This is a genomic window from Georgenia sp. EYE_87, assembly GCF_023148685.1.
In the GTDB taxonomy this organism is placed as follows: Bacteria; Actinomycetota; Actinomycetes; order Actinomycetales; family Actinomycetaceae; genus Georgenia.
Genome location: NZ_JAHXNL010000020.1, coordinates 1 through 12,191, shown reverse-complemented (window position 1 = coordinate 12,191; position 12,191 = coordinate 1). Strand labels below are relative to the sequence as shown.

Sequence of the window (12,191 nt, the reverse complement as noted above, 5' to 3'; positions counted from 1 at the left end):
GGCGCTCTGCTCATCAGCTGACCGGGACGTCACCGCAGGTCCGGGAGCGGGGCCGGTGGCCGCGGGGCGCCCGTGACCCCTTGCACCGTCCAGATACCGGGACGTCTGCCGCCGGAGAGCGACACATCATGCACTGCCCTGTATCGTTATGCAGGTGTCCTTCTCCGTAGCTGTCGCCGGCGCCTCCGGCTATGCCGGTGGCGAGGTGCTTCGCCTCCTCCTGAACCATCCCGACGCCGAGATCGGCGCGCTGACCGCCCACTCCAGCGCGGGTCAGCGCCTGGGCGCGCACCACCCCCATCTGCTGCCGCTCGCGGACCGCGTGCTCGAGCCCACCGGGGTCGACGCGCTGGCGGGCCACGACGTCGTCGTGCTCGCGCTCCCGCACGGTGCCTCGGGGGAGATCGCCGCCGCTCTCGACTCGGCGGGCTCCTCCGCGCTGGTCCTGGACTGCGGCGCCGACCACCGCCTCACCGACGCTGCCGCGTGGGAGCAGTTCTACGGCAGCGAGCACGCCGGCTCCTGGCCCTACGGGATGCCCGAGCTGATCCTCGCCGACGAGGGCGCCCGCCAGCGGGAGAAGCTGCGTGACGCTCGTCGGATCGCGGTGCCCGGATGCAACGTCACGGCGGTGACCCTGGCCCTCCAGCCCGGCGTGGCGACCGGCCTGGTCGACCCGGCCGACGTCGTCGCGGTCCTCGCGGTCGGCTACTCCGGTGCGGGCAAGGCCGCCAGGACGCACCTCCTCGCCGCCGAGGGGCTCGGCTCCCTGGCGCCCTACGCCGTCGGCGGCACCCACCGGCACATCCCGGAGATCGAGCAGAACCTGCGCGCCGCCGGGGCGGGGACGGTCCGACTCTCCTTCACGCCGGTCCTCGCCCCCGTCTCCCGCGGCATCCTCGCCACGGTCATGGCGCCGCTCAGGGCGGACGTCACCGCAGCGACCGTGCGGGCCGCCTGGGAGCAGTACTACGGCGACGAGCCCTTCGCCCGCCTCCTGCCCGAGGGGCAGTGGCCCACCACCGCGATGGTCGCCGGCGCGAACACCGCGCTGGTGCAGGTGGCGGTCGACGAGCGGGCGGGACGGGTGGTGACGGTCTGCGCCATCGACAACCTCGTCAAGGGCACCGCGGGCGCCGCCGTGCAGTCCATGAACCTCGCCCTCGGCCTGCCCGAGACGACCGGCCTGACCACCGTGGGGGTGGCCCCGTGAGCGTCACCGCACCCGCCGGCTTCCGCGCCGCAGGCGTCACCGCCGGGCTCAAGGCGTCCGGCAAGCCCGATCTCGCGCTCGTCGTCAACGACGGCCCCGACCACGTGGCGGCCGGCGTCTTCACCTCCAACCGCGTGGTGGCTGCACCGGTCACGTGGTCGCGCACGGTGGTCGGGGACGGCACCGCCCACGCCGTCGTCCTCAACTCCGGCGGCGCCAACGCCTGCACCGGTCCCGAGGGTTTCGCCGACACCCACCGCACGGCCGAGCACGTTTCCGAGGTCCTGGGGATCTCCGCCGGCGACGTCGTCGTCTGCTCCACCGGCCTGATCGGGGAGCGGCTGGACCTGCCCGCCCTGCTCGGCGGGGTGGACGCCGCGGCCGAGGCCCTCACCGCTGACGGCGGAGCCGCCGCCGCCCAGGCCATCATGACCACCGACACCCATGCGAAGGAGGTCCTCGTCACCCGCGGGGCCGACGGCGCGGCCGGTGGGTCGGCCCGGTCCGACGGTGCCCCCGTCTGGTCCGTCGGCGGCATGGCCAAGGGCGCCGGGATGCTCGCGCCGGGGCTGGCCACCATGCTCTGCGTCCTCACCACGGACGCCCTGGTCGACGCCGAGGACGCGGACGCCGCCCTGCGCGCCGCGACCGCGGTCACCTTCGACCGCGTCGACTCCGACGGCTGCATGTCCACCAACGACACCGTCGTCCTCCTCGCCTCCGGCGCCTCCGGAGTCGCCCCGTCCCGCGAGGAGCTCACCGAGGCGGTCACGGCCGCGTGCGCGGACCTCGCCCGCCAGCTCGTCGCCGACGCCGAGGGCGCCAGCCACGACATCGCCGTCACCGTCGCCGGGGCGACCACGGAGGACGCCGCGGTCGCCGTCGCCCGCGCGGTGACCCGCTCGAACCTGTTCAAGGCCGCCGTGTTCGGCAACGACCCCAACTGGGGCCGGGTGCTCTCCGCGGTGGGCACCGTGCCGGTCGAGGTCGCCCCGTTCGAGGCCGACGCCGTCGACGTCACGATCAACGGCGTCACGGTGTGCCGCGCGGGCGGGGTGGGGGAGGACCGCTCCCTGGTGGACCTCGCCGCCGCCCGCGAGGTGCGCGTCGACGTCGACCTCCATGCGGGCGGCGCCACCGCCACGGTCTGGACCAACGACCTCACGCACGACTACGTCCACGAGAACAGCGCGTACTCCACATGAGCGAGCAGACCCCTTCGCCGCAGGTGCCGGCGGACTTCGACACCGAGCGCGGCCTCTTCGCCCACCAGAAGGCGGAGGTCCTCATCCAGGCGCTGCCCTGGCTGCGGCGGTTCTCCGGCGCCCGCGTCGTCATCAAGTACGGCGGCAACGCCATGGTCGACGACGCGCTCAAGCGCGCCTTCGCCGAGGACGTCCTCTTCCTGCACCAGGTGGGCCTGCGGCCCGTCGTCGTGCACGGCGGCGGCCCCCAGATCTCCTCGATGCTCGACCGGGTCGGCCTGGAGTCCGAGTTCCTCGGGGGGCTGCGGGTGACCACCCCGGACGTCATGGACATCGTCCGCATGGTGCTCACCGGGCACGTCCAGCGCGAGCTGGTGTCCCTCCTCAACGCCGACGTGGCGCACGCGGTGGGACTCTCCGGCGAGGACGGCCGCCTGCTGCAGGCGGTGCGGCGCCCCGCCCTCGTCGACGGCGAGCCCACCGACGTCGGCCTGGTCGGCGACGTCGTCGCGGTCGACCCGCAGGCGGTCGAGGACCTCCTGGACGTCGGGCGCATCCCGGTCGTCTCCACCGTGGCGATCGACCTGGACGAGCCCACCCGGGTGCTCAACGTCAACGCCGACACCGCCGCCGCAGCCCTCGCCGTGGCGCTGGGCGCGACGAAGCTCGTGGTGCTCACCGACGTGGAGGGGCTGTACCGCAGCTGGCCGGACCGCTCGTCCCTGATCTCCCACATCGGGGCCGACGAGCTCGAGGGCATGCTCGGCTCGCTGCAGTCGGGAATGGTGCCGAAGATGGAGGCCTGCCTGCGCGCCGTGCGCGGAGGGGTCCCCCAGGCGCACGTCATCGACGGCCGGCAGCCGCACTCGGTGCTGCTGGAGATCTTCACGGCCGAGGGTGTGGGCACCCTCGTGTCGCCCGACGAGGAGGACGCATGAGCGAGCACAGCACCGCAGGCGAGCACAGCACCGTCGGTGAGCACAGCGCCACCGAGCACGACACCGCCGGCGAGCGGTGGACCGAGCGGTACCGCGGCGCCGTCATGAACACCTTCGGCGACCCCCAGCGCGTCCTCGTGCGCGGCGAGGGTGCTTACGTCTGGGACGCCGACGGCAACCGGTACCTCGACCTCCTCGGCGGCATCGCGGTCAACGCCCTCGGCCACGCGCACCCGTCGCTGGTCGCGGCCGTCACCGACCAGCTCGGCACCCTCGGCCACGTGTCGAACTTCTTCACCACCCCGGCGCAGGTCATGCTCGCGGAACGGCTGCTCGCCGTCGTGAGTCCCGGCGGCGCCCCCGCCGGCTCCCGCGTCTTCCTCGCCAACTCCGGCACCGAGGCGAACGAGGCCGCGCTCAAGCTCACCCGCCGGCACGGCGGCCGCGGCCGGCCGCGGGTCCTCGCCCTCGAGGGTGCCTTCCACGGCCGGACCATGGGGGCGCTGTCGCTGACCCACAAGGCCGCCTACCGCGAGCCGTTCGAGCCGCTGCCCGGCGGCGTCGAGTTCCTGCCCTTCGGCGACCTCGCCGCGCTCGAGGCGGCGCTCGGGGACGACGTCGCCGCGCTCTTCCTCGAGCCCGTCCAGGGTGAGGCGGGCGTCCGTCCGCTCCCCGACGGCTACCTCGCCGCCGCGCGCCGGCTCACCCAGGAGGCCGGCGCCCTCCTCGTCCTCGACGAGGTCCAGTCCGGCATCGGCCGCACCGGCACCTGGATGGCGCACCACGCGCTCGACGGCGGAGCCGTCGTCCCCGACGTCGTCACCCTCGCCAAGGGCCTGGGGGGCGGGATGCCGATCGGCGCCGTCGTCGCGCTCGGCGAGCACGCCGCCACGCTGCTCGGCCCCGGCCAGCACGGCACCACGTTCGGCGGCAACCCCGTCGCGGCGGCCGCCGCGCTCGCCGTCGTCGACACGATCGAGCGCGAGGGCCTGCTCGCCCACGTCGCCGCGACAGGGGCGGCGCTGCGCACCGCGCTGGCGGGCGTGGACGGCGTCGTCGAGGTCCGCGGCACCGGGCTGCTCCTGGCGGTCCAGCTCGACGCGCCGGTCGCGAAGGGAGCCGCGGCGGCCCTGCTCGAGGCCGGCTTCATCGTCAACCCGGTGCGCGAGGACGCGCTGCGGCTCGCGCCGCCGCTGGTGCTGACGGCCGAGCAGGCGGACTCCTTCGTCGAGGCGCTCCCGGCCGCGCTCGCCGCGGCACGGCAGGCGGTGTCGGCGTGAGCGCCGAGGAGTTCGCCGCGGAGGCGGGTTCCGTCGTCGCCGCGACGAAGGCGGCCCGCCACGCCACGATCGCGCAGATCCTCGCCCACCACCCGGTCCGCTCGCAGTCCGAGCTCCGCGAGGCGCTGGCCGAGCGAGGCGTGCACACCACCCAGGCCACGCTCTCCCGGGACCTCGACGAGCTGCGCGCCCAGAAGGTCCGCGGGCCGGGCGGGGAGCAGGTCTACGCGCTGCCGGCGGAGGGCGGCGCACGCCTGCCCGTCGCGGCCGAGGAGTCCGAGCAGATCGCGGCCCGGCTGCAGCGTTGGTGCGCGGAGGTGCTCGTCAGCGCGGACGCCACGGCGAACCAGGTGGTGCTGCGGACGCCGCCGGGCGCCGCCCAGCTGCTGGCGTACGCCATCGACAACTCGGTGCTCCCGGGGGTCCTCGGCTGCATCGCCGGGGACGACACCGTCCTGGTGATCGCCCGGGACGCCGCGGGCGCCCAGGCGCTCGCCGCCCGGCTGCTCGACCTCGCCACGCGCGGGCGAACCCGGCCCGGCACCGGACCGGGCTACCCAGACCACACCTGACCGAGCGGGCCGCAGGGCCCCGCTTCTGCAGCAGCACACAGACCGCCGGGCCCCGCCCGCACGACCCGACACACGCGGCACTGCCGTGAGAGATCAACCAGGAGAGACCCATGAGCGAGAACACCACCACCACGTCCGGCAAGGAGCGGGTCGTCCTGGCCTACTCGGGCGGCCTCGACACGTCCGTCGCGATCGGCTGGATCGGTGAGCGCACCGGCGCCGAGGTCATCGCCGTCGCGGTCGACGTCGGCCAGGGCGGGGAGGACCTCGAGGTCATCCGCCAGCGCGCCCTCGACTGCGGCGCGGTCGAGGCCTACGTCGCCGACGCCCGCGAGGAGTTCGCCGCCGAGTACTGCATGCCGGCGCTCAAGGCGAACGCGCTGTACATGGACTCCTACCCGCTGGTCTCGGCCCTCTCGCGCCCGGTGATCGTCAAGCACCTCGTGCGCGCCGCCCGCCAGTTCGGCGCCACGACCGTCGCGCACGGCTGCACCGGCAAGGGCAACGACCAGGTCCGCTTCGAGGTGGGCATCACCTCGCTCGCGCCCGACCTGAAGTGCCTCGCCCCGGTGCGCGACCTCGCGCTGACCCGCGACGTCGCGATCGAGTACGCCGAGACGCACAACCTGCCGATCGAGACGACGAAGCACAACCCGTTCTCCATCGACCAGAACGTCTGGGGCCGCGCCATCGAGACCGGCTTCCTCGAGGACATCTGGAACGAGCCCACCAAGGACGTCTACTCCTACACGGACGACCCGACCTACCCGCCGCTGCCCGACGAGGTCGTCATCACCTTCAAGGAGGGCGTCCCGGTGGCGATCGACGGCCACGCCGTCACCCCGCTGCAGGCGATCCAGGAGATGAACCGCCGCGCCGGCGCCCAGGGCGTGGGCCGGATCGACATCGTCGAGGACCGGCTGGTGGGCATCAAGTCCCGCGAGGTCTACGAGGCCCCCGGCGCCATGGCGCTGATCGCCGCCCACAAGGAGCTCGAGAACGTCACGGTCGAGCGCGAGCAGGCGAGGTTCAAGCGCGGCGTCGGCCAGCGCTGGACCGAGCTGGTCTACGACGGCCAGTGGTTCTCCCCGCTCAAGCACTCGCTCGACGTGTTCGTCGACGACACCCAGCGCTACGTCTCCGGCGACATCCGGATGATCCTGCACGGCGGGCGCGCGACGGTCACCGGCCGCCGCTCGGAGCAGAGCCTGTACGACTTCAACCTCGCCACCTATGACACGGGCGACGCGTTCGACCAGTCGCACTCGCGCGGCTTCATCGAGATCTACGGCATGACGTCCAAGCTCTCCGCGGCGCGCGACGTCACCTTCGGCAACGGCGTGGACCTCAGCGCGCCGGCGAACCTCACCGCCTGACGAGGGCGGCGGCGGCACCCGCGGGTGCCGCCGGGCGGCGCAGCACGAGCGCGACGACGGCGGGCCTCACCGGGGGAGGGGCCCGCCGTCGTCGTCCCCGTCGGCAGGCGTCCCCCTCGGTCGGCGGCCCGACCCGGCGTCGTCCTCAGCCCAGCGTCGCGACCAGGACGGCCTTGATGGTGTGCATCCGGTTCTCCGCCTGGTCGAAGACGACCGAGGCCTCGGACTCGAAGACCTCGTCGGTGACCTCGAGCGCCGCCATGCCGGTGCGCTCGTAGATCTCGCGGCCCACCGTGGTGCCGAGGTCGTGGAAGGCGGGCAGACAGTGCATGAAGCGGACGCCGGGGTTGCCGGTGGCCGCCAGGAGCTCGGCGTTGACCTGGTAGTCGCGCAGGAGCGCGATGCGCTCGTCCCAGGCCTCCTTCTTCTCGCCCATGGAGACCCAGACGTCGGTCGAGACGAAGTCCGCGCCCCGCACCCCGGTCGTGACGTCGTCGGTCACGAGCAGGCGTGCCCCGGTGCGGTCGGCGACCGTCTGCGCCTGGGCGACGACGGACGGGTCGGGCTGGAGCCCGAGGGGCGCGACGAGGCGGACGTCCAGGCCCAGCAGCGCGCCCGAGACGAGGATCGAGTGGGCGGTGTTGTTGCGGGCGTCACCGACGTAGGCGTGGACGATCTCCGACTCGGGCTTGGGCCGGCCGTCGACCAGCGCGGCGTGCTCGCGCATCGTCAGCCCGTCGGCGAGCATCTGGGTGGGGTGCCACTCGTCGGTCAGCCCGTTGAAGACCGGCACGCCGGAGTACTGCGCGAGCGTCTCGACGTCGGCCTGGCGCGCGCCGCGGTACTCGATGCCGTCGTAGAACCGGCCGAGCACGCGCGCGGTGTCCTTGAACGACTCCTTGTGCCCGATCTGGGAGCCGCCCGGGTCCAGGTACGTCACGTGCGCGCCCTGGTCGTACGCCGCCACCTCGAACGCCGTGCGCGTGCGGGTGGAGGTCTTCTCGAAGATGAGGGCGATGTTCCGGCCCGTCAGGCGCCGTGACTCGGTGCCGGCCATCTTCTCGGCCTTGAGCGTCCCGGCCAGGTCCAGCAGGTGGCGCCACTCGTCCCCGGTGAAGTCGAGCTCCTTGAGGAAGCTCCGTCCACGCAGGTCGATGCTCACGAGTACCTCTTCCTCGGTCGGGGGCGGGGGACGCCCGCCGGCCGGAAGCTCGCTCAGACGTCGTCACGGATCGTAGGGCACGTCATGCAGCGCGGGCCGCCGCGTCCGCGCCCGAGCTCCGCGCCCGGCATCGTCAGCACCTCGACGCCGGCCCGGCGCAGGTGGGTGTTGGAGGTGACCGTGCGGTCGTACGTCACGACCACGCCCGGGGCGACCGCCAGGGCGTTGCACCCGTCGTCCCACTGCTCCCGGGCCGCAGAGTGGACGTCCTGCTCCGCCGTCAGGATCCGCACGCCGTCGAGTCCGAGCGCGTCGGAGATGGCCTCGTGCATCTGCTCGGGGGGATGGTCGGCGATCTCCAGGCCGCCCCCGGGCCCCGGGGTGACCGTGTATGAGGGGAGCATCCCCAGGCCCTCGTACTTGATGAAGGACCGCTCGTCGACCATGGTCATGACGGTGTCCAGGTGCATGAAGACCCGCGCCGAGGGCAGGTTCAGCGCCACCACCCGGTCGGCCGACCCCGCGGCGAAGAGCCGGGTCGCGAGGCGCTCGACCCCCTGCGGCGTGGTGCGCTCGCTCATGCCGACCAGGACCGCCCCGCCGCCGAGCACCAGGACGTCGCCGCCCTCCACCGTCGCCACGCCGTCGTCCAGGCCGTCCGACCAACGGTGGTAGCCGCCGCCGGCGAAGTGCGGGTGCCAGCGGTAGATCGCCTCGTAGTTCACGGACTCACGCATGCGGGCCGCCATCCGCATGGAGTTCACGGCCACGCCGTCGTAGACCCAGGCAGACGTGTCCCGGGTGAACAGGTGGTTCGGCAGCGGCGGCAGGACCAGCTCGTCCGTGCCGAGCGTGTGCATCACGAGCGACCGCGGCTCGTCCGTGCGCTCGAGCAGCTCGCGCTTGGTCAGCCCGCCGATCAGGAGCTCGGTCAGCTCGGCCGCGTCCATGGCCTCGGCGGTCGCCCGGAGGAGGGGACCGGCGGCCGGCCCGTGCACGCGCTCGTCAAAGGCGTGGTCGAGGATGTACGTCCGCGCCTCCGGCACGGCGACGGTCTCGCGCAGCAGGTCGCCGAGCTGGAGCACCGTGGCGCCGGCTCCCGCCAGGAGCGCGCACAGCTCGTCGTGCTCCTCCTGGGCGCGGCGCACCCAGATCAGGTCGTCGAAGAGGAGGTCGTCCTTGTTCTCCGGCGTCAGGCGCAGCAGCTCCAGGCCGGGGCGGTGCACGATCACCTCGCGCAGCCGCCCGACCTCCGAGCCGACGTACGGCCCCGTGGGTACGTCGGTCCCGGGTGCGTGGGCCCCGGGCGCTCCGGCTCGCGTCTCGGCCTGCGGCTCCGCGGCGCGCGGCTGGTCGTCGCGCTGGTGATCGGCGCGAGGCATCGCGGCGGTGGTCTCGTCCATGAGTGCTCCCTCCGTCGCACACGGTCTCACGGATCGAGCATCCCCGACGGCGCACCCGCGGCCCTGCGGGCCGGGCACGGCCGACGGTCCGCGCGTCCGGCCGACGCGTAGCACCCACGTTCGGACGGGTGTGCGCGGCACCGGCCCGGCACGGCAAGATCGCCCCATGGACACCACCGCCTCCGACGCCGCCACGCCCGAGTCCCACGTCAGCCTGTGGGGCGGCCGGTTCGCCGGCGGACCTGCCGACGCGCTCGCGGCCCTGAGCAAGTCCACCCACTTCGACTGGCGGCTCGCCCGGTACGACATCGCCGGCTCGCGGGCGCACAGCCGCGTGCTCCACGCCGCCGGCCTGCTCGACGACGGCGAGCTCGACGGCATGCTCGCGGCCCTCGACAGCCTTGACTCCGACGTCGCCTCCGGGGCCTTCACCGCCGCCGACGACGACGAGGACGTCCACACCGCCCTCGAGCGAGGCCTGATCGAGCGTGCCGGCACCCAGCTCGGCGGGAAGCTCCGCGCCGGGCGCTCGCGGAACGACCAGATCGCGACGCTCGTGCGCATGTACCTGCGCGACTCGGCGCGCGAGCTGGCGGGCGGCGTCCTCGACGTCGTCGACGCCCTCGTCGGCCAGGCCGCCGCCCACCCCGACGCCGTCATGCCCGGGCGCACGCACCTCCAGCACGCCCAGCCGGTGCTGCTCGCGCACCACCTGCTCGCGCACGCGTGGCCGCTGATGCGCGACGTCCAGCGTTGGGTCGACTGGGACCGCCGCGCCGCGGTCTCGCCGTACGGCTCGGGCGCACTGGCCGGCTCGTCGCTCGGGCTCGACCCCGACGCCGTCGCGGCGGACCTCGGGTTCGACGCCAGCGTGGAGAACTCGATCGACGGGACGGCCGCGCGCGACGTCGTCGCCGAGTTCGCCTTCGTCGTCGCGATGACGGGGGTGGACCTCTCCCGGCTGAGCGAGGAGGTCATCCTCTGGGCCACGAAGGAGTTCGGTTTCGTCCGCCTCGACGACGCCTTCTCCACCGGCTCGAGCATCATGCCGCAGAAGAAGAACCCCGACGTCGCCGAGCTCGCCCGCGGCAAGGCGGGGCGGCTCATCGGCGACCTCACCGGCCTGCTCGCCACGCTCAAGGGGCTTCCGCTGGCCTACAACCGTGACCTGCAGGAGGACAAGGAGCCCGTCTTCGACGGCGTGGACACCCTCGACCTCCTGCTGCCCGCCGTGGCGGGCATGGTTGCGACGCTGACCTTCGACACCGAGCGGATGGCCGCGCTCGCCCCGCAGGGCTTCTCCCTCGCCACGGACATCGCCGAGTGGCTCGTCCGCCAGGGTGTCCCCTTCCGTGTCGCCCACGAGGTTGCCGGTGCCTGCGTGCGCACGTGCGAGGAGCAGGACAAGGAGCTGTGGGACCTCACCGACGGCGAGCTCGCGGGGATCAGCGAGCACCTGACGCCGGCGGTCCGCGAGGTCCTCAGCGTCGAGGGGTCGATCGCCTCCCGCGACGGGCACGGCGGCACCGCCCCGGTCCGTGTGGTCGAGCAGCTCGCCCGCGCCGGCGCGCTCTCCGCGGACCTGCGCCGCTGGGCCGAGGGCGACCTCGACGGGGAGGACGACGGCTCGCCGTCCGACGGCCCGGCGGCCGGCTCGCTTTCCGACGCCCGGGCGGCCGGCTCCGAGGACTGATCCGATGACCGAGCTGGATCACGGCGCCGGCCCGGCCCGGCGCACCGGCGGGCTGCAGAGCACCCCCTGGGAGGACCTGCTGGCCCGCCCGGCCGTCGAGGCCGCACCGTTGGTCCTGGGTGCGGTCCTGACCGTCCGGACGCCCGACGGCGGAGCCGGAGGCGTGCCGGGTGACGTCGCCGTCCGTCTCACCGAGGTGGAGGCGTACAGCGGCGAGTCCGACCCCGGCTCGCACGCGTACCGGGGGCTCACCGCCCGCACCGCGCCCATGTTCGAGGACGGCGGCCGGCTGTACGTCTACTTCACGTACGGCATGCACTGGTGCGCGAACCTCGTCTGCGGGACCGCCGGAACCGCCTCGGCGCTGCTGCTGCGGGCGGGAGAGGTGGTCTCCGGCCTCGACGTGGCACGCGCCCGCCGCCCAGCGGCCCGCGCGGACCGCGACCTCGCGCGGGGCCCCGCCCGCCTCGCCCAGGCGCTGGGGCTCACCGGTGCCGACAGCGGCCTGGAGCTCGCCATCGGCGGGCGGGCCGAGCTCGCCCCGGCCGAGCGGGTGGATCCCGAGCTGGTGCGCACCGGACCCCGCGTGGGCGTCGCCGGAGCGGGCGGGGACGGGGCGGTCTTTCCCTGGCGGTTCTGGATCGACGGCGAGCCCACTGTCTCGGTGTACCGGCCCGCCGCCCCGCGGCGGCGCTGACCCCTGCAACGTCGTCTCGTCTCGTCTCGTCTCGTCTCGTCTCGTCTCGTCTCGTCTCGTCTCGCCTCGCCGAGCCCGGCCGGCTCCGGCACCTCGCCCCTCGGTCAGGATCCCGTCGGACCCGGACCCGGACCCGGACCCGGACCGTGTGCCGCGGGCGCGGCGGGGCGCAGGCCGACGAACGGGTGGGTGCGGACGAACTCCCGCACCGCGTCGTCGTCGCTGAGATCGCCCCAGCCGAGGACGGTCTCGAACAGCCGCAGGCGGTACGGGTGCGCGCGGCGGAAGCGAACCGCCACCTCGAACGCCTCGTCGTCGGTCAGGAACCGGTGGTCCGGGCGGAAGGACGCCCGCCCGATCTGGACATTCACCGCCGGCCCGGCGTGCAGGTTCTTGACCCAGTCGGTCTCCTTCCCCCAGCCCGCGCAGATGAAAGCCTCACCGGTGGCGTCGTCGACGTGCAGGACCATCGCCACGGTGTCGTGAGGGTGACCGCTGCGGCGGCCGACATGGGTGAACCGCAGGGGGCCCTGACCCTGGTTCTTGGACACGCTGAATCCCGCAACGTGCGGGAGAGAGCGAGAATCAAGAACCATGGCCCGTAAGAACTACTCCGATGAGTTCCGTCGGCAGGCCGTCGACCTGTACGAGT

At 73.9% G+C, this 12,191-nt stretch carries 11 protein-coding genes; 8 read left to right on the top strand and 3 right to left on the bottom strand.

The genetic code is table 11. The features are described from left to right. Positions 1-154: 154 nt before the first annotated feature. From argC to KZX45_RS18685, 6 genes are all read left to right on the top strand, one after another. Positions 155-1,213, top strand: coding sequence for an N-acetyl-gamma-glutamyl-phosphate reductase (gene argC / locus KZX45_RS18710; protein ID WP_248259270.1), 1,059 nt, complete (start codon positions 155-157; stop codon positions 1,211-1,213). Further along, a complete protein-coding gene (gene argJ / locus KZX45_RS18705; RefSeq protein ID WP_248259269.1) occupies positions 1,210-2,418 on the top strand; it encodes a bifunctional glutamate N-acetyltransferase/amino-acid acetyltransferase ArgJ in 1,209 nt (402 codons plus the stop codon). The genes argC and argJ overlap by 4 nt, the downstream gene beginning before the upstream one ends. Continuing rightward, positions 2,415-3,356 carry an acetylglutamate kinase gene (gene argB, locus KZX45_RS18700; RefSeq protein WP_248259268.1) on the top strand — a complete coding sequence of 314 codons (942 nt, stop codon included), beginning with the start codon at positions 2,415-2,417 and terminating at the stop codon, positions 3,354-3,356. The genes argJ and argB overlap by 4 nt, the downstream gene beginning before the upstream one ends. After that, the gene (locus KZX45_RS18695) at positions 3,353-4,636 is read left to right on the top strand and encodes an acetylornithine transaminase (protein ID WP_248259267.1); all 1,284 of its coding nucleotides are present in this window, start codon (positions 3,353-3,355) and stop codon (positions 4,634-4,636) included. The genes argB and KZX45_RS18695 overlap by 4 nt, the downstream gene beginning before the upstream one ends. Continuing rightward, complete coding sequence (locus KZX45_RS18690) at positions 4,633-5,208, top strand: arginine repressor (protein WP_248259266.1); 576 nt, start codon at positions 4,633-4,635, stop codon at positions 5,206-5,208. The genes KZX45_RS18695 and KZX45_RS18690 overlap by 4 nt, the downstream gene beginning before the upstream one ends. A 110-nt stretch (positions 5,209-5,318) precedes the next feature. Continuing rightward, on the top strand, positions 5,319-6,584 hold the full coding sequence (locus KZX45_RS18685) for an argininosuccinate synthase (protein ID WP_248259265.1): 1,266 nt from the start codon (positions 5,319-5,321) through the stop codon (positions 6,582-6,584). Between the two features lie 145 nt (positions 6,585-6,729). On the opposite strand, the gene argF is transcribed toward KZX45_RS18685, so the two are convergent. Together argF and KZX45_RS18675 are read right to left on the bottom strand one after the other, a co-directional pair. Then, positions 6,730-7,746 carry an ornithine carbamoyltransferase gene (gene argF / locus KZX45_RS18680; protein ID WP_248259264.1) on the bottom strand — a complete coding sequence of 339 codons (1,017 nt, stop codon included), beginning with the start codon at positions 7,744-7,746 and terminating at the stop codon, positions 6,730-6,732. A gap of 53 nt (positions 7,747-7,799) precedes the next feature. Beyond that, positions 7,800-9,149 (bottom strand): arginine deiminase, encoded by a 1,350-nt coding sequence (locus KZX45_RS18675; protein ID WP_248259263.1) that lies wholly within the window; start codon positions 9,147-9,149, stop codon positions 7,800-7,802. A 166-nt stretch (positions 9,150-9,315) separates the two neighbouring features. Here KZX45_RS18675 and argH point away from each other — a divergent pair, with 166 nt between their 5' ends. After that, the gene (gene argH / locus KZX45_RS18670) at positions 9,316-10,842 is read left to right on the top strand and encodes an argininosuccinate lyase (protein WP_248259262.1); all 1,527 of its coding nucleotides are present in this window, start codon (positions 9,316-9,318) and stop codon (positions 10,840-10,842) included. Between the two features lie 4 nt (positions 10,843-10,846). Then, positions 10,847-11,539 carry a DNA-3-methyladenine glycosylase gene (locus KZX45_RS18665; RefSeq protein ID WP_248259261.1) on the top strand — a complete coding sequence of 231 codons (693 nt, stop codon included), beginning with the start codon at positions 10,847-10,849 and terminating at the stop codon, positions 11,537-11,539. 104 nt (positions 11,540-11,643) lie between these two features. Here KZX45_RS18665 and KZX45_RS18660 read toward each other — a convergent pair whose 3' ends face one another. After that, complete coding sequence (locus KZX45_RS18660) at positions 11,644-12,090, bottom strand: nitroreductase family deazaflavin-dependent oxidoreductase (RefSeq protein WP_248259260.1); 447 nt, start codon at positions 12,088-12,090, stop codon at positions 11,644-11,646. Positions 12,091-12,191 lie beyond the last annotated feature (101 nt).